The 22,004-nt window shown below is 63.8% G+C and carries 19 protein-coding genes and 1 tRNA gene; 8 read left to right on the top strand and 12 right to left on the bottom strand.

The genetic code is table 11. From position 1 onward, the window contains the following. Positions 1–128: 128 nt before the first annotated feature. Complete coding sequence (locus tag PAN31108_RS06765) at positions 129–1,052, top strand: LysR family transcriptional regulator (protein WP_150668108.1); 924 nt, start codon at positions 129–131, stop codon at positions 1,050–1,052. Between the two features lie 75 nt (positions 1,053–1,127). On the opposite strand, the gene PAN31108_RS06760 is transcribed toward PAN31108_RS06765, so the two are convergent. The 4 genes from PAN31108_RS06760 to PAN31108_RS06745 all read right to left on the bottom strand — a co-directional run bounded on the left by PAN31108_RS06760 (position 1,128) and on the right by PAN31108_RS06745 (position 6,491). Further along, positions 1,128–1,721, bottom strand: coding sequence for a class I SAM-dependent methyltransferase (locus tag PAN31108_RS06760; RefSeq protein ID WP_150668107.1), 594 nt, complete (start codon positions 1,719–1,721; stop codon positions 1,128–1,130). Between the two features lie 58 nt (positions 1,722–1,779). After that, positions 1,780–3,198: an MFS transporter gene (locus PAN31108_RS06755; RefSeq protein WP_150668106.1), complete on the bottom strand. Its 1,419-nt coding sequence runs from the start codon at positions 3,196–3,198 to the stop codon at positions 1,780–1,782. 149 nt (positions 3,199–3,347) lie between these two features. Further along, a complete protein-coding gene (locus tag PAN31108_RS06750) occupies positions 3,348–5,351 on the bottom strand; it encodes an aconitase family protein (protein WP_150668105.1) in 2,004 nt (667 codons plus the stop codon). Positions 5,352–5,546: 195 nt separating this feature from the next. Next, positions 5,547–6,491 carry a LysR family transcriptional regulator gene (locus tag PAN31108_RS06745; protein WP_150668104.1) on the bottom strand — a complete coding sequence of 315 codons (945 nt, stop codon included), beginning with the start codon at positions 6,489–6,491 and terminating at the stop codon, positions 5,547–5,549. 135 nt (positions 6,492–6,626) lie between these two features. Here PAN31108_RS06745 and PAN31108_RS06740 point away from each other — a divergent pair, with 135 nt between their 5' ends. The 4 genes from PAN31108_RS06740 (at position 6,627) to PAN31108_RS06725 (ending at position 10,729) form a co-directional block, all read left to right on the top strand. Further along, entirely contained in the window at positions 6,627–7,910 is a 1,284-nt protein-coding gene (locus PAN31108_RS06740; protein WP_150668103.1) for an aspartate carbamoyltransferase, read from the top strand. 154 nt (positions 7,911–8,064) lie between these two features. Next, positions 8,065–9,078: a class 1 fructose-bisphosphatase gene (locus PAN31108_RS06735; protein WP_150668102.1), complete on the top strand. Its 1,014-nt coding sequence runs from the start codon at positions 8,065–8,067 to the stop codon at positions 9,076–9,078. Between the two features lie 178 nt (positions 9,079–9,256). Further along, positions 9,257–9,332 (top strand) — tRNA-Thr (locus tag PAN31108_RS06730). 185 nt (positions 9,333–9,517) lie between these two features. Then, positions 9,518–10,729 (top strand): tyrosine-type recombinase/integrase, encoded by a 1,212-nt coding sequence (locus PAN31108_RS06725; RefSeq protein ID WP_150668101.1) that lies wholly within the window; start codon positions 9,518–9,520, stop codon positions 10,727–10,729. A 207-nt stretch (positions 10,730–10,936) separates the two neighbouring features. Here the strand turns inward: PAN31108_RS06725 and PAN31108_RS06720 are convergent, their stop codons facing one another. From PAN31108_RS06720 to PAN31108_RS06710, 3 genes are all read right to left on the bottom strand, one after another. Beyond that, complete coding sequence (locus tag PAN31108_RS06720; RefSeq protein ID WP_150668100.1) at positions 10,937–11,236, bottom strand: type II toxin-antitoxin system RelE/ParE family toxin; 300 nt, start codon at positions 11,234–11,236, stop codon at positions 10,937–10,939. Next, positions 11,233–11,490 (bottom strand): type II toxin-antitoxin system ParD family antitoxin, encoded by a 258-nt coding sequence (locus PAN31108_RS06715; protein ID WP_150668099.1) that lies wholly within the window; start codon positions 11,488–11,490, stop codon positions 11,233–11,235. The genes PAN31108_RS06720 and PAN31108_RS06715 overlap by 4 nt, the downstream gene beginning before the upstream one ends. A 302-nt stretch (positions 11,491–11,792) precedes the next feature. Next, complete coding sequence (locus PAN31108_RS06710; protein WP_174994875.1) at positions 11,793–12,473, bottom strand: DUF1415 domain-containing protein; 681 nt, start codon at positions 12,471–12,473, stop codon at positions 11,793–11,795. A 168-nt stretch (positions 12,474–12,641) separates the two neighbouring features. Here PAN31108_RS06710 and PAN31108_RS06705 point away from each other — a divergent pair, with 168 nt between their 5' ends. From PAN31108_RS06705 to PAN31108_RS06695, 3 genes are all read left to right on the top strand, one after another. After that, complete coding sequence (locus tag PAN31108_RS06705; protein WP_150668098.1) at positions 12,642–13,814, top strand: ankyrin repeat domain-containing protein; 1,173 nt, start codon at positions 12,642–12,644, stop codon at positions 13,812–13,814. A 157-nt stretch (positions 13,815–13,971) separates the two neighbouring features. Next, positions 13,972–15,735, top strand: coding sequence for an ankyrin repeat domain-containing protein (locus PAN31108_RS06700; RefSeq protein ID WP_150668097.1), 1,764 nt, complete (start codon positions 13,972–13,974; stop codon positions 15,733–15,735). Positions 15,736–15,933: 198 nt separating this feature from the next. Further along, positions 15,934–17,136 (top strand): globin domain-containing protein, encoded by a 1,203-nt coding sequence (locus tag PAN31108_RS06695; protein WP_150668096.1) that lies wholly within the window; start codon positions 15,934–15,936, stop codon positions 17,134–17,136. 93 nt (positions 17,137–17,229) lie between these two features. On the opposite strand, the gene PAN31108_RS06690 is transcribed toward PAN31108_RS06695, so the two are convergent. The 5 genes from PAN31108_RS06690 to PAN31108_RS06670 are packed head-to-tail and all read right to left on the bottom strand — an operon-like array spanning position 17,230 to position 21,860. Beyond that, on the bottom strand, positions 17,230–18,057 hold the full coding sequence (locus PAN31108_RS06690; RefSeq protein ID WP_150668095.1) for a phosphodiesterase: 828 nt from the start codon (positions 18,055–18,057) through the stop codon (positions 17,230–17,232). A 7-nt stretch (positions 18,058–18,064) separates the two neighbouring features. Then, positions 18,065–19,108, bottom strand: coding sequence for an ABC transporter ATP-binding protein (locus PAN31108_RS06685; RefSeq protein ID WP_150668094.1), 1,044 nt, complete (start codon positions 19,106–19,108; stop codon positions 18,065–18,067). 55 nt (positions 19,109–19,163) lie between these two features. Further along, positions 19,164–19,967: an ABC transporter permease gene (locus PAN31108_RS06680; RefSeq protein WP_150668093.1), complete on the bottom strand. Its 804-nt coding sequence runs from the start codon at positions 19,965–19,967 to the stop codon at positions 19,164–19,166. Between the two features lie 5 nt (positions 19,968–19,972). Beyond that, entirely contained in the window at positions 19,973–20,797 is an 825-nt protein-coding gene (locus tag PAN31108_RS06675; RefSeq protein WP_069344760.1) for an ABC transporter permease, read from the bottom strand. A 49-nt stretch (positions 20,798–20,846) separates the two neighbouring features. Next, a complete protein-coding gene (locus PAN31108_RS06670; RefSeq protein ID WP_150668092.1) occupies positions 20,847–21,860 on the bottom strand; it encodes an extracellular solute-binding protein in 1,014 nt (337 codons plus the stop codon). Between the last annotated feature and the right edge of the window lie 144 nt (positions 21,861–22,004).

The raw sequence follows: 22,004 nt of genomic DNA, 5'->3' as shown, positions 1-22,004 counted from the left end.
GTCCTTCCGGGTACTGACGATGTTGCAAATGAGTGTCGGCAGAGTCATCTCCGCCCAGGCTGGCAGTATCCCGGGCGCAAGTGTATTATTCAAACGAAAGTTTTTGCCGATCATCATTAATTTCATTCATGCAACGAACCCCCATCGAACTGCGTCATTTGCAGACGCTACTGGCGTTGCGCGATACCGGCAGCGTGTCGCGCGCCGCGCTGTGGCTGCATCTGACGCAATCTGCGCTCTCGCATCAGATCAAAGCACTGGAAGATTTCTATGGCTTGCCGCTGTTCGTGCGCAAGTCGGCGCCGCTGGTGTTCACGCCGGCGGGCAAGCGCCTGCTTGCGCTCGCGGAGGAAGTGGTGCCGGCGGTCGACGAGGCCGGGCGCGATCTCACGCGGCTCGCTCAGGGCACGCAGGGCACGCTGCGCATCGCGGTGGAATGCCATACGTGCTTCGATTGGCTGATGCCCGCAATGGACGCGTTCCGTCAACGCTGGCCGGAGGTGGAACTGGATATCGTGTCCGGCTTTCACGCCGATCCGATCGGGCTGCTGCATCAGGATCGCGCGGATCTCGCGATCATTTCGGAGCATGAGGCGGGCGAAGCGGTGGACTTCCATCCGCTGTTCCGCTTCCAGATGATGGCGCTCATGGCGAACGATCATCCGCTGGCCGCCAGACCGCACCTCGACGCCGAGGATTTCCGCGACGAGACACTCATCACCTACCCCGTGCCGGACGACATGCTGGACATCGTGCGTCAGGTGCTGCGCCCGGCGGGCATCGAACCGACGCGCCGCACGACCGAACTGACGGTCGCAATCCTGCAACTGGTCGCGAGCCGTCGCGGACTGGCTGCGCTGCCGTTGTGGGCCGTCACGGGATATCTGGAGCGAAAGTACGTAAGCGCCCGCCCGATCACGCCCAAGGGGCTGACGGCCGAGCTATGGGCGGCCACGCTGCCGGCGATTACGGCGCGCCCCTACATCGGGGAATTCGTCTCGATCATGCGCGAGACGAGCCTGCTGACCCTGCCGGAAATCGAATTGCTTTGAGGACAGCGCGAAGGCGACCTTTCCAGTGACGGGCAAATCACCGTCGGGTCACCCTGGGTTGCATCAGAGCCGCACTCAGGCGGGCCGCCGGACAATGAGCCGGCACACCCGCTTGCCCGAGCTGGCGCTCGTCACGTCCTCCTCGTGCAGCACGATGCCGTCATGCAGCGCGGCGCGCACGACGCCGGGATCGAAAGCGCTGTACAGCCGGCCGTCTTCGTGCCGCTGATCGGCGCCCACGGTCACGCGCCACGACACGTACAGCACCCCGCCCGGGCGCACCAGCGTCCACAACCGGTCGGCGGCCTGCGCCGCTTCGTGCGCGGGCAGATGCATCAGGACCGTCTCGCACAGCACGTTGTCGAACTGTGCGATCACGCTCTCGAGCTTCGGCAGGCGGTCGACGTGGAACGTGACCCAGGGAAACGACTCGCGTGCGAGCGCCACGAGCGCGGGCGACGCGTCGTAACCGGTCACATCGAAGCCTTGCTGCGCAAGCCATGCGGCGTCGCGGCCGTTGCCGCACCCCACGTCGATGGTGCGCCCGCCCGCCACGAAATGACGCACCAGCAGCGCGTACATGTCGTCGGGCGGCGGCTGGTTGCGCCACTCCTCGTTGTAACGTCTGGCATGGGCCTCGTAGGCCGCTTCGGTTTGCAAGTCCGCCATGATAGGAATCTCCGGAAAGGCGCCGTAGCGCGCAGCAAGGGTGAGCTTACCCAACGATTTATTGCGAAATCTTCTCCAGCGCGATGTCGCGCGTGCGCGGCCCCATCAACCCGATGGAGAGCATCACGATCAGCATCGCGCAGGAGATGAACGCGAATACCCCCGTCACCCCGAAGTTGCGCAGCACCGACGCGATCAGGAACGCCGTGAAAATCGCCGAGAAACGGCTCCACGAATAGACGAAGCCGACCGCACGCGCGCGAATACCGGTGGGGAACAACTCGGTCTGATAGGCGTGGTAGCTGTACGACATGATGTTGTTCGCGAGCGTGAGTCCGATGCCCATCGCGATCAGCAGGAACGACGAGGTGACTTGCGAGAACACGATCCCGCACACGATGCCGATGCCGGCCGTCCACACGATGGCGTGCTTACGCTCGACCTTGTCGGCCATCCACAGTCCGATCAGCGGCCCGACGGGCGCGGCCAGGGCGATCACACTCGAATAGGCGAGACTCGTCGTCACCGTGATGCCTTGTTTGATGAGCAACGTCGGCACCCAGTTGGCGAAGCCGTAGAAACCGACCGTCTGGAAGATGTTGAACAGAATCATCATGATCGCGCGCTTGCGATACGGCGGCACCCACATGTCGCGAAACGCGCTCCTGGGCACGACCGGCGCCGGTGCACCCGGCGGCGGCAGCGGCTTGCCGTACTCGCGTTCGACACGGGCTTCGAGTGCCGAGAGCACCTGCTCCGCTTCATCGAGACGCCCTTTCTGTGCGAGCCAGCGCGGGCTTTCCGGCAACGCGCGGCGAATCCACCAGACGAACACCGCGCCATGCGCGCCGATGAGCACGACCCAGCGCCAGCCTTCCAGACCGAGCCACTCGCGCGGCACGAGCCAGTACGAGAGCAGCGCGACGACCGGCACCGCCGTGAAGCCGACGGCCTGCTCGCAGGCGAACGCCCGGCCGCGAATCTGCTTGGGCACGAGTTCGGCGATGTAGGTGCCGATCGTCACGAGTTCGACACCGATGCCCAGGCCCACGACGAAGCGCCAGAAGTTCACGCCCATGGCCGTCTCCTGAAACGCCATGACGACGTTGGCGACCGTGTACCAGAGCAGCGAGCCGGTGAAGACTGCGCGACGCCCGAATCGATCGGCGAGAAAGCCGCACGCGATGGTGCCGAGGAACAGGCCCGCGAACAGTGCGGCGATGAAACTCGCCACACCGGTGGTGCCGAACAGGCCCGGGGTCGTGGGCGTGAGAATGCCGCTCTTGACGAGGCCCGGCGCGATATAGCCGGTGTAGAGCAGATCGTAGAGTTCGAAGAAAAAACCGAGACTGAGCAGCACGACCAGCTTCCAGACGGTGCGAGTGGGCGGCAGACGGTCGAGTCGGGCGGAAATATCGCCTGCGGTAAGGCGGGTTGCCGCTGTCGTTGCTTGAGCGGCGCGAGGCATGGAAGGCATTGATACGTCGGGGGATGGCATGAAAATCGTCTCCGGGCCCGTTCGGTCATGGCCGAACTGATCACTGCCCGACATCTGCATGGACGTCGGAAATCTCATGAATCGACAGGCGCGAGGCCGAAATTGTGCCATGAATGACACCGCGCACGTCACCACTGTGAAGCCAATGCGGTCGCCTTCAATTCGTCGAAGCCGACGATGCGCCCGGCAAGCGCGCTTGCCGCGACCGTGTACGGACTCGCGAGCCACACGCTGCCCGGCCCCGAGCGCCCGGGGAAATTGCGATTGATGGCGCTGATCGTGACCTGTTCGGCGCACGTTGATTGCCCCGGGCCACAGTTCGCACACGCGCCGCAGCCCGGCGAAACCAGCGTGGCGCCCACGGCTTCGAACGTCTTCAGATAACCGCGCGCCTCGCAATACGCGCGCACATCCATCGTGCCGAATTGCAGGAACAGCGAACGCCCCTGCGCCACGCGAAGGCCGTTCGCAACGCCCCACGCGAGCACGTCGTGATACGCGTCGAAGTCGTCGCGCTTGCCTGCGGTGCAGGATCCGCCGTAAGCGATATCGATGGCCATCGGCGCCTCGAGCTCCGCGAGCGCAACGCCATTGCCGGGGTCGCCGGGACGCGCCAGCATCGGCGTGAGCGAGGCGGCATCGAGGCGGATCACATCGCGGTAGTCGGCATCGGCGTCGCTCGTCATCCATGGTTCGAGCGTGAAGTCGATGCCGCGCCGCGCCTTGAGGAACGCCACGGTCTTCTCGTCGGGCGCGACAATGCCGGTAAAGCCGCCGAGCTCCGCCACCATGTTGGTGAGCGTGGCGCGCTCGTCGACCGACATGGCCCGCACCGCGCTGCCCGCGTATTCGAAGACGAGACCGATGGCGTCGCCGCTACGAATCGCGTCGAGTCGCAACAGGTGGAGCACGACATCCTTGGCGGTCACGCCGGGCGCGAGTTCGCCGTCGATTTCGATGCGCAGGGTCTGCGGCACCTTGCAGCGCACGTAGCCCGTCACCCAGCTATTCGCAATGTCGGTGGCGCCCGCGCCGAACGCGAGACAGCCCAGTGCGCCCGCATGCGGCGTATGCGAGTCGGTGCCGATCACGATCTGGCCCGGCAACGCGTAGCGCTCGGCCATCAGGGCGTGGCAGATGCCGTCGGCGTCGTCAGCGCCGCCAGCGCCGCCAGCGCCGTCGGTGCCGTCCGTGCCCGACTCGCCGTCTTGCGCCCGCTGTCCGTGCGCCAATACCGGATAGCGAGCGACGAATTCGCGGTGGCCGCTCGTCAGATTCGCAACGCCCGGCAGCAAGCCCTGCGAGACGTGCGGGAAGCTCTGGGCGGCGAGGACCAGATGGTCCTGAAACGCGATGATGCGGGCGGGATCGTGCAACGCCGCCGGCTCGCCGAACGCGCGATGCATCAGATGCGCGCACATGCCCGTGAAGTAATCGTGCGAAAAGCGCCAGTCGACGCGCACGAACACGCCGTCGCCGTGCGCCGTCCCGGGCGTGGCCGGGTGCAGACGTCGCGCCATGATCTTCTCGACGAGCGTGCGCGGCGGCGCGTCGGGGGATTCGGTCGAGACCTCAGGCGCAGGCCATTCGGCGAACTTGCTGTACGCCAGCAGGCCGCCGCTGCGGATGATTTGCTGCGTGAGGGCGTCACGCCCCTTGAGGAACTCGGTGATCGGAATGGCTTCGCCGGCGAGAATGCGATCGAGTACGCCGAAGTCGGTCGTCGTGAGAATGCCGATGTTGTCGCAGTTCTGCTGATAGATACGCTCGAAGCTCTCGGCGACGATCAAACGGATACCGGCCGACAATTCCGCGAGTGGGCTCGATTCACGCGACGACCCCTTACCGTAACGCTTGCCCGCCACGCTCACCTGAAAGCCACCGCGACGCACGTCGTGCTCGCCGATCGGCATGTCGTTTCCCGCTTTGAAACCGACGTAGGGATAGCGTCCGAGCCGCTCGTCGTACGTGAGCATGACGGTCACGGGGGTAATTTCGTCCGTCGAAACGTTATCGCGCAGCGCACCGGCCTGCGCACGCGTGAGGGACTCGCCCGACAACTGACGGCGCACGATGGCCGGGTCGTCGGACAGAAACAGCACGCGGCCATCGAAACGAATGGTGTCTTCCATGCGGCAATACCTCCGGAAGACAGCATAGCGGTCGGGTCACCGCCCTGCCGTGCCGTCTCGGCAAGCCGGGCGTGACCGATTGCGAAGGGTTACGCCGGGGGAGGCGACGCGCCCCGCGAACGCCCGGAGGACGCTTGGGGGATGCTTGGAGAGCGACGCAGGCACGACAGGCAAGCGCAAAGTGAGTTAATCGACTCAGACGGCGCCGACGCCCGGCGCACCCGGCATCTGACCTTGCTGCCCCTGCGCGAGGAAGTTGACGACAGCGGACGCCGTCGCGCTCAGTTGCTCACGCGACGGGAAGACGAGCCACAGTTGCCGGTGCGCCCACTCGTCTGTTAGCGGACGTACCACCACATCGAGCTTGCCGACATACAACTGCCCCACCTGCTCGGGTGCAATGGCGATGCCCAGCCCGGCATGCGCCATGCGGCACAGGGCGTCGAGGCTGGACACGCGAATCTTGATGCGCAGCGATTCACCTGCTGCGCTCGCCTGCTGGCGAAGCATCTGCGTCAGTGCGCTATTGCCCTGAAGACCGACGAGGGTCTCGCCCACGCATGCCGAGAACGGAATCTCGCCGGTGCGCGCGGCGAGCGGATGACCGACCGGCAGGATCACGGCGAGCCGGTCGCGGCGATACGGCACCATCGTGAAGGCGTCGATGCCTTCGACAGCGTTGCAGATGCCCACATCCACGGCCCGCTCGGCCACGCGCTGGAGCACTTCGTTGCTGTGCTGTTCGTCGAGTTCGACGTCTACGGCCGAGAACACGCGCCCGAACGCCGCCAGATCCTCCGGCAGAAACTGAACGATGGCCGACAGATTCGCCGCAATGCGCACGCTGCCGCGCGCCCCTTCGTGGAATTGGGACAGTTCGGCGCCCAGCGATTCGATCGTGCCTAAAATACGTTCGGCATAGCGGCGCACCGTCTCTCCGACCGGCGTGACGGTAATACCGCGCTGATGCCGCTGGATGAGCGGCAGTCCGACGACGGCTTCGATGTCGGCAATACGGCGGCTGATGGCCGAAGGCGCGATGAATTCGCGCTCGGCGGCGCGCGCCATGCTCCGCTCCTGGCAAACGGCCACGAATAGACGCAAAGAAGTGAGGTCAAGCTTGCGGAGAAGGTTTTCCATACCCGTACGGCAATACACCGGAAATGCCGGAAACGCCCGGCTGGCGCGGCCCCGCGAGGGGCACGTCTTTTGCTGGACAAACAACGAATCGACGCCTATTATACGCATCGCGTACACAGACCTGCCGACCCGACCATGAGTGCACAGCAGACTTTCCTGCGCGACGCGATGCGTCGCCTGAACATGACCCGCGACACCTTCGCCGAGCGCATCGGCGTTCGCCGGCGCGCCCTCGACACCTGGCTGCTGCCGGAAGATTCGAGCGAATATCGCACGATGCCGAGCATCGTCGAGAAATTCGTCGGCGAAATCCTCGGTCGCGAAGCCCCGTCCGCAGAATCTACGCAAAGCGCACACAAGCCGCTGCGCGAACGCATGGGCCTCGACGGCAAGCCGCATCTGATCTCCGTCGACCAGTTCTCGCGCGACTCGCTCGAAGAATTGTTCCATGTCGCCGACATCATGCAACCGATCGCGCGCCGTCAGAAGATCTCCCGCGTGCTCGAAGGCGCTGTGCTCGGCAACCTGTTCTTCGAAGCCAGCACCCGCACCCGCGTGAGCTTCGGCTCCGCCTTCTGCCGCCTCGGCGGCTCGGTGTGCGACACGACCGGCTTCACGTTCTCGTCGATGGCCAAAGGCGAATCGATCTACGACACGAGCCGCGTGATGAGCGGTTACGTCGACGCGCTCGTCGTGCGCCACCCGGAAAAGGGGTCGGTCGCCGAATTCGCGCGCGCCACGAACATTCCCGTCATCAACGGCGGCGACGGCCCCGGTGAACATCCGAGCCAGGCCATTCTCGACCTTTACACGATCGGGCGCGAGTTCTCGCGTGTGGGCAAGCTGGTCGACGGCGCGCACGTGGCCATGGTCGGCGACCTGCGCTACGGCCGCACGGTGCACTCGCTCATCAAACTGCTCGCGCTGTATCGCGGCCTGAAGTTCACGCTGATCTCGCCGCCGTCGCTCGAAATGCCGACTTACATTCTCGATCAGATTTCGCAGAACGGCCATGTCATCGTGCAGAGCAATTCGCTCGCCGATCTGGCCGGCGCCGACGTGGTCTACGCGACGCGCATCCAGAAGGAGCGTTTTGCCGACGAAGCGATCGAGGGCTACACGCCGGACTTCCAGATCAACGAAGCGCTGATCAACCAGTATTGCGACAGCCGCACGATCATCATGCACCCGCTGCCGCGCGACAGCCGCCCGGGCGCGAACGATTTGTCGACCGATCTGAATCACGACCCGCGTCTGGCCATCTTCCGTCAGACGGACAACGGCATTCCGGTGCGTATGGCGATTTTCGCAATCCTGCTCGGCGTGGACAAACAAGTTCAGCACAGCATGCGCGACGCCGCCTGGCGCTCGCCGTCGCACATCGGCCCGGACGACGCGCTGTTCGACGGCCTCGACTGATCGCCCCGACGCGCAACGTGTCTCGGATTTTTCCGAGACACGTTGCGCGCTCATCCCACATTGCACTGCCCCCGAGGATTTTTCGCGGGGGCAGTGTCGCTTTACGAGTAAAATTGCGTCCATCTCGAATCGGTACGCTTTTCCGGAGGCCCTCATGCGGCGCAAGACCCTTACCCAATATCTGATCGAACAGCAACGGGAATTCAACAATATTCCCGCCGAGTTGCGTCTGCTGATCGAAGTCGTGGCACGCGCGTGCAAGTCCATCAGCCATGCCGTGTCCAAGGGCGCGCTCGGGGGCGTGCTGGGCAGCGCCGGCAGCGAGAATGTGCAGGGCGAAGTGCAGAAGAAGCTCGACGTGATTTCCAACGAGATCATGCTCGAGGCGAACGAATGGGGCGGCCATCTCGCGGCCATGGCATCGGAAGAGATGGAAGACGTCTTCCACATTCCGAACCGCTATCCGCAGGGCGAATACCTGCTGATGTTCGATCCGCTCGACGGCTCGTCCAACATCGATGTGAACGTGTCGATCGGCACGATCTTCTCGGTGCTGCGTTGCCCGGACGGCGTGACGGATCCCACGGAGAAGGACTTCCTGCAACCGGGCTCGCAACAGGTCGCGGCCGGTTACGCCGTGTACGGCCCGCAAACGGTGCTGGTGCTCACGACCGGGCATGGCGTGAACTGCTTCACGCTGGATCGCGAAATGGGATCGTGGGTGCTCACGCAGGAAGGCATGCGCATTCCGGAAGACACGAAGGAATTCGCGATCAACATGTCCAACGAGCGTCACTGGTATCCGCCGGTGCAGCGTTACATCGGCGAACTGTTGCAGGGTAAGGAAGGCGTGCGCGGCAAGGACTTCAACATGCGCTGGATCGCGTCGATGGTTGCAGACGTGCATCGCATTCTCACGCGTGGCGGCGTGTTCATGTACCCGGCCGACAAGCGCGATCCGGACAAGCCGGGCAAGCTGCGCATCATGTACGAAGCCAACCCGATGAGCTTCCTCGTGGAGCAGGCGGGCGGTGCGGCCACGAACGGCGTGCAGCGCATTCTGGACATTCAGCCGCAGAAGTTGCATGAGCGCGTGGCGGTGTTCCTCGGCTCGAAGAACGAGGTCGAACGCGTGACCGGCTATCACCACGAAGCCGGCGCGAAGTAAGAGAGACAGACCGTCGTTGCGGAACCGCGGTGCGCGGCAAAATTTCCCGCGACGACAAAAGCGCAGGATCTCTGGAATTTCAATGATTTACGCGTGATGCCCGCAAGCATCACAAAAAAATCCTGAAAAAAGTAGTGACAAACCCGGAAAGTCTGCTAATATCTCACTTCTTCGCAGCGCCGGAGTAGCTCAGTCGGTAGAGCAGCTCATTCGTAATGAGAAGGTCGGGGGTTCGATTCCTCTCTCCGGCACCAGCGACTTAAGTCGTTGGATGCAGCGAAGTCCTAAAAACCCGCTAAAGCACAAGCTTGGCGGGTTTTTTGTTTTTCCACGAGGGACCATGCGATGCCCCCAATCCATCATCAATCTGGGGGCACATGTGGGGGCATGACATTGCCCCTCGCGACCGATGCCCCCAACACGGCATGGAGTCGCACATATGGCGCTTACCGACGCGAAGGCACGCACTGCCAAACCCTCCGAAAAGACATACCGCCTTGCCGATGCTAACGGCATGTACCTGGAGATCGCTCCCTCTGGCGCGAAGTACTGGCGACTGAAGTATCGGTTTGCTGGGAAAGAGAAGCGGCTGGCGCTTGGCACGTATCCAACGGTCTCACTAGCTACCGCTCGACGCGCTCGCGATGTGGCCCGCCTTCAGCTTGCCGACGGCATTGACCCCGGCGCGACGCGCAAAGCGGAGAAGCGCACCGCACGTCTGAACGCGACGAATTGCTTCGAAGCAGTCGCACGCGAGTGGCACGAGAGATTCGCCCCGAACTGGACGGATGGATACGCAGAGAAGGTCCTGCGCCGTCTGACGCTCTACGCGTTCCCGTGGATCGGCGGACGCCCGATTGCCGAGATAGAAGCCGTGGAGGTGCTGGATGCGCTCCGGCGCATCGAGAAGCAAGGCAAGCTTGAGACCGCGCATCGCCTGCGTGTGAACATCGGCCAGGTCATGCGCTACGCCGTTGCGACGGCGCGAGCAACGCGCGACGTTACCGTCGACCTACGCGGGGCATTAGCACCGATCCAAACGACGCACTTCGCGGCCATCACAGATCCAACCGAACTAGGCCACCTGCTGCGCGCGATAGACGGCTACACCGGAACGTTTCCCGTGTTGTGCGCACTCAAGCTCTCTCCCCTCCTCTTCCAGCGCCCCGGCGAATTGCGGCAAGCGGAATGGAGCGAGTTCGATTTGGATGGGGCGACATGGGAAGTGCCAAGCATTCGAATGAAACGGGTGAAAGCGGCCAAGCTTAAAGGGGCTGCGCACATCGTGCCTCTATCAACGCAGGCCATCGCAATTCTTCGTGAACTGCACGCGCTAACCGGTAGCGGCAAATATCCATTCCCAAGCATTCGCTCGACCGAACGGCCAATGAGCGACAACGCGTTGAATGCCGCTTTGCGTCGGCTGGGTTACGACAGAGAAATGATGACGGGCCATGGATTCCGCGCAACTGCACGAACCATTCTCGATGAGACGCTCAACGTCCCTGTAGTTGTCATTGAGGCCCAGTTAGCCCACTCGGTACGAGACCCGCTTGGTCGAGCCTATAACCGCACGTCACACCTTCCTCAGCGCCGAAATATGATGCAGCAGTGGGCGGATTATGCCGATAAGCTCAAACAGCGCATCTGATCCCAAATCATCGTTTGAGGTAGGGTCCCGAGCCTTGATTGACTAGGCTCCCGGACGTCAGCGCCCTAATCATCGTCCCCGTGCAGATTTACGTGGAAATGCGGCTCGGGGCGGTGTGATTCAGACGGATTTTTGGGGAATGTTTAGGGAGCTATTGAGGGCACTCGCCGCGCCGCTTAGCCGTCCTCGGCGCTTCAACGGATGCCGTCAGGGAAACAGAATCGCCGCGTAATTTCGTGCGCTGTGCAGGATGTGAACGATGTCGATACGCGCGTCCGACTCGACCACGCGATAGAAAATTTGGTAGTTGCCGTAGACGCGATGGCGAATGCCGAATCGCTCATAGCGTGGCACGACGGGGAACGCGTACGGCATGTCTGCGAGACTCAAACACTTGTCCCGCAGTTCCTGAATGAATGTTACGGCGCGGCGCGGATTGTCCAGCGCGATGTAGTCACCAACGTTCTCGAGGTCTACGATGGCTTCGGGTAATAAGTGAACGATCATCCCTCTTCGTCCACCTTTGCCTGATACTTCTTCTCAAGGCGGTCGAACACATCGGCGGCCGGGTGGCCCTTTCCTGCTGCGGCGTCTGCAATGCCCTTCTCAACCATGGCATCCAGTGCGGCAAGCTGCGACTCCCGGTCCTGAATCAGACGGACCCCCTCACGCAAGACTTCACTCTTCGAGCCATAGCGGCCTCTCTTCACAAGTTCGGCGACGTACTCCTCAAGCGAGCGCCCGAGTTCAGCACTGATCATGATTTCCCTCCGGTAGGTGTTGGCTGGGTTAGTGGTCACTCTAGCACGCTTATCAATAGTTATCAAATTGCGTACCTGGACTCTGGATTCGAGTCACCACCTTTGGAGTTCCGGCACGTCTGTCATGTCATTCGAGACATCGGTGCCCCGGGAGAGAGGCGCCGCACTCTCGGCAGCGACGTGCCGGACAGCGACGCGCCGATATCGCAATCGGCTCAGGATCGCCTCAGAATCGGCGCCCGTGTTCGCGTCACCGAACACGCAGGTGATGCCGGATGGATGCATCGCCCGGCCGGTGTCCGTTAGCGCCTGACGGGTGCGCCGTCGTTCCCGCCATCGTCCATGGCGTTGTCGTTCGCGCCCTCTTCATCTTCCGCCGGCTGCGCCATCCACGCGTGATAGCCCGCCACGCCCATCTTGCGCATCAGCGCTTCGTTGCGTTCATAGATCGTCTCGGCTTCGGGGAACGCCTCGACCGCACGATCGATGCTGGCCTCGCGCAGCAAATGCAGGATCGGATACGGAGAGCGGTTCGTGTAGTTCTCGGCGTCGTCCGGCGCCGTGCCTTCGAACTGGTAGTCCGGGTGAAAGCTCGCGATCTGGAGTTCACCTTCGAGCCGCCGTTGCCTGAGCAGGCGTTCCGCGAAAAACAGCGCATCGTTGTACTCGTGAAAGTCGAGCAACGCGCCGGGCAGAATCAGCAACGTCGTATCGACGCTTCGCGGATCGGCGTCGGAGAGCCACTGTAATTCCTTTTCGAGATCGTGCAGTGCCCCCTCCATGTCGCGCGCCGCGCTCACCACATACCGGATCTGCTCCTTGACGTGTACCGCCTTCGCGAACGGACAAAGGTTCAGTCCGATAACGGCACGCGTGAGCCAGTGACGTGTCGCCGCGATCACGGCGTCGTTGTCCTGCGTCTGCCCCGACACGGGAGCTGAGGCCGTCACCGGCGTAGCGGCGGAATGTTTTTTCTGCGACATACCCAAACGTAGCAATGATTCACGAATACCGCATTGTAGTTCGCTCACGGCGCGTGCCGACAGGTCCGAGGACGATAGCTTCGCGGTGTGAATGCCAAAACCCGGCGGCGACAGATGCGCAACCATGCGGCCTTCCCAACGCTTAGCGGCGCCACGCGCCCTGCCATCATGCCCGGAACCCCACCCATCACCACCAGCGCCCACAGCACCAGCGAAGGGCCCTGCGCGTCGACCTGGCAAGCCGACAGCGCACATCTGGCCGCCATGACCTTGAGCGAATTGCTCGACACACGGCGCACATGCGTCTTTCGCACTCAGGACATCTGGAACACGCTCGTCAACGCCCAGACCTGTGCGGGCCGCGAGTTGCGAGAGACGTGCGAACGGGCGTCGCGTAACGGTCCGCTATTTCTCGAAATGGTGACGTTGCTGAGCCTGCCGGAAAGCGAGCGCACGCTCGACCAGCTCTCGAGCGCAGGCATCTTTCTCGTTCCCGATCCCGTGCGCCGCCTGCAACCCGGCGACGCCGCCTTGCTCCGCAGCGATGAAGGCCTGATGCTCTGGCTGCGGTATGCCGCCACCCCGAGCGGCTATCTCAATGTATTCGACGGGGCCGACCTCTTCGGCCCGGCCTGCGCCGACGATCATGCTCTCATCGGCAAGATTCTGCGCGTGCTCGTCGCCAGCGGGCGTGACCGCACCGACGCCGCACCGTCCGCGATGGCGGAGAACGCCCCGCGCAATCCGCTCGTCCATCTGTGCAGCCAGGTCGCGCCTCATTGGCTCGCACGTGTGCTCGAACTCGGTGCGAACGCCAATCAGCGCAACCAGCGCGGCATGCCGCTCACCGTCGCCGCGATGCGCGCCGAAGCCCTGCGCCTGCACCACGCCGGACAGGACGTCATGTGCGCACATGCCTCGCTGCACGCACTTGCCGATCTGCTCAAGCGACATGGTGGCGATCTGATGGCGCCGAATCGACGCGGCGTGCCCGCCGTCGCCCTGCTCACCTTTCACGGGCTTTGCGGGGCTGCCGAAGCACTGCTGGCCTCGGGCGCCGACCCGAACGCGCCGGACGCTCATGGCAACACGCTGATGCACCACCTCACGCATGCAGCGCGTCTGCGCGACGACCCGGTGCACAGCGACAACGCCAAGCTCGCGCATTACATGCTGATCGTCGCCTCGCGCCATGACGGCGATCTGACCCGCGTGAACGGCAACGGGCACTCGGCGCGGGAATGGTTGCCCACGGCGCTGTCCCTCGCGCCACGCATCGACGACGAATTCCTCTGCGACGTGCGTGCGACCGCATTTCGTCGGATCAAGGCGCTTGGTTGAGCCCCTTCGCACCCAGCCCGCTCACCCCGTGCCGATCATCGCCACGGCGACGGCGAACATCCCCGTCGCGGCGGCGCGCTCACCGTCCGCCGTACCCACCCAACTTCCCGATGCCATCTGCACCGGGCGTCTCGTTGCCCGCCTCCCCATGCCCTTCATGCAATTCGCGTCTGCTTCCACACCGACCACTGCGCCGCCTATCGCGCGTCCCGACATCGGGGCGCCCGCCGCACCCGCCCCCTTATCGAGCATCGGGCTCGACGACCTGCTCGCGGCCCACCGCGAGGGGCGCTGTTCGTCGCAAACGACGTGGGAGACCCTGATGAGCCTGACGAGCGCCGCTGGCCGCGAACTTCGCGACAGTTGTCTGATCGCGAATCCCGTCGATCCCAAAGGACTGGCCTTTTCGATGGCGTCGCTGTTCTGCACGCCCGAGCGTCGCAGAACGCTGGCCGATCTGGACAATGCCGGCATCTTCATCGATCGTTCGCGATACGCACAACTCGCCGCCGAAGACGCCGCGCTCCTGATGTGCGACCAAGGCCTTCAACTGTGGCTGCGCTACGCCGCATCGCCCTGCGCCTACCCCACGCTCTTCGTCGACGCCATCATGAACGGCGAATTTTCGCCCGAACCACCGCCTCGCCTCGCTCACGCCCTGCGCGTGCTGATCGCTTGCGGCCGGGATACGACCAACGATGTGCCGATCTCCGAGACACCCGGCGACGTGCATCTGCCGTTATCGCACCTGTGCAGCCATGTCGCCGTGGAGTGGCTGCCGTCCCTGCTCAGGTTCGGCGCGAACCCCAACCAGGTAACGGCAAGCGGCGTGCCGCTCATCGCCTCCGCCATGGCCGCGCAAGCCGATCGTCTGCATGCGCAGGGCTGCGACCTGCTGATCCTGCACGAATCGCTCTACCGGCTGGGCAAGACACTCAACGCCCACGGTGCGAGCCTGACGGCGCCGTCGCGCAGCGGCTCGCCGCCGGTCATGTTGCTCGCGCTCAACGGCTACTGCGGCGCTGCCGAAGTCCTGCTGGGACTGGGGGCGACGTGCAACACGTCGGAGGGCAACCGCAGCGGCAATACGTTGATGCATCAACTCGCATCGGCCACACAACACAAGGCGTACTCGTTTACCGCCTTCTTTCTGTTCATCCTCGCCCTGCGCTATGGCGGCGACCCCGATCTGCCGAACTCGTCAGGCGTCAAGGCCGTCTCGCTGCTACCCGACAGCCTCGCGCAGTATGTGCGGCTGAGTCAGAAGATGATCGCTCAGGCCCGCGAGCGGGCGCTGCATGTCATCGCCAACCCACGGCCGAAGTCGGCCGAGGAAACGAACGGGACCTTGCCGGTCGTCAGCGCCGCCCTCATGGCAGAAGCCAAACGCCTGTGCGATGCGGGTCAGGATCCACTGCGCCCGCATGCGTCGCTGTTCCATGTCGCCACGTCGCTCAGGCAGCAAGGCGTCGATATCGACTCATTGCATCAGGACGGTTCGCCCCCCGTTCTCTGGCTCGCGTTGCGCGGATACTGCGGCGCGGCCGAAGTCCTGCTCGCGCTCATGCCCGATTGCAATGCGCCCCGGTTCGAAGGCAATACGCTGATGCACTTTCTTGCGGTCGCGACGCGCCATCCGGGCGACGCCATCTACGCGGACTACATGCTCAACACCGCGCTTCGCTACGGTGGCGATCCGACGATCGACAATCACGCCGGGCATTCGGCGATCACATCGCTCACCGCCGAGCGCATTCGGTTTCTACGCGCCGGCCTGGCTTTCATCACGCAGACACGCCGGCGCGCCTTGCAGAACCTGAACAACCGCCGCAATCCCCTCGCACGGGCGACACTCGTCGCCACCGCGCAACACCGTGAACCGCACGCCGCGCCGTTGCGACATTCCGCCGCAGCCCCATAACATGCATTTCATTTACATCTTATAATCACTTCGCCGGGCCCCCAATGTTGTTGTCGTGAAGTGAGCCCCGGGGCACCGGCGACCGAATGCTGCACCGTGAATCATGCTCAGCGAGATGCCACGGTGCCGATGAAGTACCCACGAGTACGACCAAAAAGATGCATTTTAATTACATCTTATAAATTCAGGAGTCTTGCCATGCTTTCCGCCGCTTCCCGCCCGTACATCGACGCCAGCGTTCCGGTCCTGCGCGAACACGGTCTCGCGATCACGCGTCATTTCTACGCGAGCCTGTTCGAAGCGCACCCCGAGCTGCGCCATCTTTTCAATATGGGGAATCAGGCAAGCGGCGCGCAGCAACAATCGCTGGCCTCGGCCGTGTTCGCATACGCCGCGAACATCGACAACGCCGCCGCCCTCGCGCCGGTGCTCGAACGCATCGTGCACAAGCACGTGTCGGTCGGCATCACGCCGTCGCATTACCCGATCGTCGGACGTCACCTGCTCAGCGCCATCAAGCACGTGCTGGGCGACGCCGCCACCCCGGAACTGATCGCCGCATGGGACGAAGCCTACTGGCTGCTCGCCGGCGAGCTGATCGCCGCAGAAGCCCGACTCTCGGAGAAGACACACGCCCCGCTGGGCGCGCTGCGGGAATTGATCGTGACCGATGTCGATCGTGAAACCGAGCACGTCGTGTCGTACTACCTGCGCACGCCTGAGGGCAACTCGCCGGGTGAGTTCGCCCCGGGTCAGTATGTGAGCGTGTCGATCACCCTGCCGGACGGCCTGCAACAGCGCCGCCAATACAGCCTGTCGGACGCGCCGGACGCGCCGCACTGGCGCATCACCGTCAAGCGCGAAGACGCCACCGGCGCGAAGCCTGCCGGTCAGGTGTCGAACTGGCTGCATGCCAATCTCAAGGCAGGCGACCGCCTTCTGGTGAGTCCGGCCTACGGCGAATTCACGCTGCCGCAAAACGACGCCCGCGCACTCGTGCTGCTCAGCGCCGGCGTGGGCATCACACCGATGATGTCGATGGTGGCGGCACTGGCCGCCCGGGAATCGCGCCGCGAAATTCTGTTCGCCCATGCCGGGCGCAACGGCTCGCACGTCGCCCTGCGTCGCCAACTGGCGTTCGCAGGCACGCGACTTGCGCATCTGCGTGTCGCGACATTCTTCGAGACGCCGCTGCCGACCGAGCGTGAAGGCGTCGATTACACGTTTGCCGGACGCATGGACCTCTCACAGCTCACGCTGCCCGCCGATGCCGACTATCTGCTGTGCGGCCCCTCGGCTTTCATGCAGACGCAATGGCGCGCCCTGCGAGACGCCGGCGTGCCCGCAGAGCGCATGCATCGCGAAGTCTTCGGCCCGGACGCGCTGGATCACCTGCTGTAACCCGGCCACGCCGCGCACCGGCAAATGCACAAGGCCCCCGATCCACCCTCGGGGGCCTTGTGGCATGACACACTCGGTACGCGCAAATCGCGATCAGTCGATCAACGCACCGGCAGCGTCGTAGAACGGATGCGAGCCGCCCGCATCGTCCACGAAAGCAAGATGCGAGACGAGTCCGGTCTGCGGCGTGAAGCGATGCAGTTGGAACGCGGGCGGATCGAGTACCCACGCAGACGGCCCTCCCTCGCGCAGATCGAGGGCAACCTGATGCGCAGGCGACGGGCACACGCTTGCCACGGTGCCTGCGAAACGCGTATGAATCGGGCGATGTACGTGGCCGCAAATCAAGCGCTCCACATGATCGAATCGTTTCACCACGGCCGCCAGCTTCGCCGCTGCGACCGGGTCGAGCGCCTGAACATCCATGTGCTCGATGCCACACGCAAACGGCGGATGGTGCATGGCGATGACCGTTGGCGTTTCGGTATCGCTCGCGAGCGTGGCCTCGAGCCATGCGAGGCGTTCGTCGCACAACTTGCCGCCGCCGTTGGGCGGGTCCTGCGTATCGAGCGCGACGAGCCGCAACGACCCGAACATCGCCGTGTATTGCACGAAATCGCCTGGCTTGCCGAGGTAGGCATGCTCGGGGAACACTTCGCGCAGTGCGTCGCGGCCGTCGTGATTGCCGATGACGAGGTAGTACGGGATTTGCAGCGGCGTGAGCAGACGCCGCAGGTGTTCGTACTCCTCGCGCGCGCCGAAATCGACGAGATCGCCCGTGAGCACCACGAAGTCGGGACGGGGTTCCAGCGTATTGAGACGTGCCACGCAGCGTTCGAGATAGGCCGCCGTATCGACGCGACGATAGGCCAGCTTGCCGGGGCGTTTGATGTGAAGGTCGCTGATTTGCGCGAACAGCATGAGCGGATTATCCGTGAAGCGAAAAGACATGAGCGGCGGGCAGCGACAGGCCCACCTGATCGCCGACGCGGCATTCGCGGCGGCTGGAAACTTCGACCAGCACGACGCCGGCGGCAGACACGCCGCTCAGTGTCAGACGCGTGCGGTCGCCGAGGAATTGCACTTCCTCGATCCGCCCCGTGAGCGAGGCGTCGCCAGCGGGCACGACGATGGCATCCTCGGGGCGGAAATAAAGCTCCTCGACATCGGCACGAACATTCGGGCAAGCGAATCGGCCGCCTTCCAGATGGAAGTGGCCGTCGCGCCACACGCCGGCCAAACGATTGAGGGTGCCGACGAAGTTCGCCACGTGGCGCGACGCCGGCTGGTAATAAATATCGCGCGGCGCACCGATTTGCTCGATGCGACCTGCGCTCATCACCACGATGCGGTCGCCGAGCGCCATCGCTTCGTCCTGATCGTGCGTGACGTACACGGTCGTCACGCCAAGGCCCCGAAGCAGTCGGTCCATATCGGCGCGCACGGTCTCGCGCAGCTTGGCGTCCAGCGCCGTGAGCGGCTCGTCGAGCAGCAGCACGCGCGGCTCCGGCGCAAGTGCACGGGCGAGCGCCACGCGCTGCTTCTGACCGCCGGAGAGCTGTGCGATGGCGCGGTCTGCGTAAGGCGTGAGATGCACCAGATCGAGCAACTCGTCCACACGCTTGTCGATCTGCGCCGAGGGCAGACCGCGCAACTTGAGGCCGTACGCCACGTTACCGCGCACGGTGAAGTTCGGAAACAGGGCGTAGTTCTGAAAGACCATGCCGACACGACGTTTCTCGATCGGCAAACGCGTAACGTCTTCGTCGCCGAAGCGAACACGCCCCCCGGCGTCCGGGCGCTCCAGGCCTGCGATCATGCGCAGGGTCGTGGTCTTGCCGCATCCCGACGGGCCGAGCAGCACCAGCGTCTCGCCCGCGCCGATCGTCAGATCGAGCGGTTGCAGAACGGTGTTGCCGTGAAACGTCTTGGCACAGCGTTCGAGATGAATGGGGATGGAAGTCAGTTTCATCGTCAAATCCTTGGCATTCGGTGTGCGTGCAGCGCAACCGCGAAGTCGGATGCGCTCAGGTGCGGCCACGCGCATTGCGAATTTTTGCGCGCTGCGCCGTCATCTGCATGACGATGAGCAGCGGCACGATCAGCACGAAAAACACCGCCGTATAGGCGCTGCCGATCTCCAGACGCAACGACGCGTAAGCATCCGCCAGCCCGACCGGCAGCGTCTTGGTATCGGGCGTATGCAGCATCCACGTGAGGTTGAATTCGCCGAGCGAGAGCGTCACGACGATGAGCGCGGCCGCCACGATTTCGCTGCGAATGTTGGGCAGCACCACGGTCATGAAGCGACGCAGGAAGCTCGCGCCGAGGCTCGCCGCGCCCTCTTCCATCAGCTTGATGCGCGAATCCGCGCAGGCGGCGGCCACGGCTCGCACCATGAACGGCAGCGTGAAAATCACGTGCCCGACGACGATGAACGCCAGACTTTCGCGAAAGCCGCGCATGCCGCCATAGACGCTGATCAGCGCCAGTGCGCTCGCCAGCCCCGGCAGCGCGATGGGCAGCGTCAGCAATTCTTCGATCCAGCGCGCGGCACGGCTCTGCCAGCGGGCGAGCACGTAACCGGCGGGCACACCGAGCAACGTCACCAGCACGAGGGTGGCGGCACCGACGTACAACGAATTCAGAATCGCGTCGTGATAGTCCTGCCAGACCTGAATCACCCACTTGAACGTGAGACCGGCGGACGGACCACGGAAATAGTTCACCGACAGGCCGGCGAGAATCGACATGCCGACCGGAATCAGCAGGAACGCGCACATGAGCAGCGTGAGCAGCAGTTGCAGCGTGAAGAGTGTCTTCTTGAGCATGCGGATCAACCTCCGGCGGCGACAGCCTGCCCAGTGAAATTGCGGGCGAGCATCAGCACCGCCCAGGTGACGATGCCGAGAATCACCGAGAGCGCCGCCGCCGTCGCCACGTTGGCGTTGAGCGTGAACTCCGTGTAGATGGTCATCGGCAGCACGTCGATGTCGGTAGCGAGCGTGAAGGCCGTGCCGAACGCACCGACCGAGGTCGCGAAACACATCGCGCCCGAGGCGATCAGCGCGGGCGCGAGCGCGGGCAAGGTCACGTCGCGGGCAATCGCGAAGGGACCCGCGCCGAGAGATGCGGCCGCTTCCGTGAGCGAGTGATCGAGCGACTCCGCCGCCGCCATCACGGCCAGAATCACGCGCGGAATCGAGAAATACAGATAACCGAGAAACAGCCCGGCCAGCGAGTACGCGAACACGAGCTTGTGACCGACGAGCTTCAACGTCAGATCGCCGATCAGGCCCTGGCGTCCCGCAAGCATGATGACCATGAAGCCGACCACCACGCCGGGGAACGCCAGCGGCAGGGTTAGCATCGACACGAGCGCCGATTTCCCCGGAAAGTCATGACGGGTGAGGAAGAGGCCCGCCACAAGCGATAGCGCCAAAGTGGCCAGTGTGACGAGTGCCGAGAGCACTACGGTCTGCCAGAGGCTGTCGAGATAACGCGCGTTGGTGAGAATCGCGCGATAAGTCTCGAACGCGTGACCGTCGCCGCTGACCTGCACGAGTGCGGCCATCGGCAACAGCCAGAATGCCAGAAAGACCGCCAGTGCCGGTAGCAGAAGTGCCACGCGCCAGCCGCGCGGCAAAGTCAGGTCACGCATCGCTTGCTTTGCTCCTCTTCCTCGTTGGACGTTGTCGTGCGCAGGCGTCTTAGCGCACGTCTTTCAGGTACTGCTGACCGAACGCGTCCTGCTGCGCGGCGAGCTTTTGCAGATCGACCGGCTTCACGCGAGCGTAGTCGGTCGACGGCAGGAACTTGGCCGCCACGTCTGCCGGCATCGTGCTCGCGCGCACCGGACGCAGGAAGGCTTGCGCCCAGTGCGCCTGGCCCTTGTCGGACAGCGTGTAGTCGATCACCTTCTTGCCGTTGTCGCTATGCGGCGCGTTCTTCACGAGCGCGATCACGTACGGCAGCGACACCGTGCCTTCCATCGGAATCACGAACTGCACGTTGGCGCGGTCCTTGTAGATGGCGCGGTAGGCGTTGAAGTCGAAATCGATCAGGATCGGGATCTCACCCGAGAGCACACGGGCGTAGGCCGTTTGCTTAGGCACGATCGGCGCGTTGGCCTTGAGCTTCTGGAAGAAGCTGATGGCCGGACCGAAGTTTTCCATCGAACCGCCGAGCGCCTGGTTGGCGGCGATGGCCGCGGCGTAACCTGCAAACGCGCTGCTCGGATCCAGATAACCCACCATGCCGCGATATTCCGGCTTGAGCAGGTCGGCCCACGAACGCGGCACCGGCTTGCCTTCGAGCGCGTCGCGGTTCACGAAGAAACCGACGGTGCCCGAGTGGATCGTGGTCCACATGCCGTTCGGATCCTTGAGGTTGGCCGGCACCTGATCCCAGTTCGCCGGCTTGTACGACGCCAGCAGGCCCTTCTTCGCGGCTTCGATAGCCGAGGTGATGCCCAGATAGACGATGTCGGCGACCGGCGCCTTCTGCTCGGCGATCAACTGCGCGACGGCCTGACCCGAGTTCTTGTTGTCGAGCGGCACGCGAATGCCGGTGTCTTGCGCAATCGACTTGACCTGACCGGCCCAGTCCGCCCATTCGGGCGGGCAGTTGTAGCAGATCGCAGTCTGCTGAGCATGCGCGGCGCCAGCGCCGAGCAAGGTGAACAACGCCAGTGTGCGAGCGGCGCGGGTAATCCAAAGCTTCATTTCTGGGCTCCTGAAAGTCTGAGCGTGGGCAGCACATGGCTGCCGCAGGTTACGTTCTCTACAGTACGGGACTGTCCGATACGGGCCTTGCGGCCGGATGCCTGATTGCCTTGGCCGTCGCTGCCCTCTCTTTACGGAGTCAGT

Origin of the sequence: Pandoraea anhela, assembly GCF_902459655.1 — a bacterium.
Taxonomy (GTDB): Bacteria; Pseudomonadota; Gammaproteobacteria; order Burkholderiales; family Burkholderiaceae; genus Pandoraea; species Pandoraea anhela.
The sequence above is the reverse complement of the archived record's forward strand: the minus strand, read 5'-3'. Positions and strand labels throughout refer to the sequence as shown.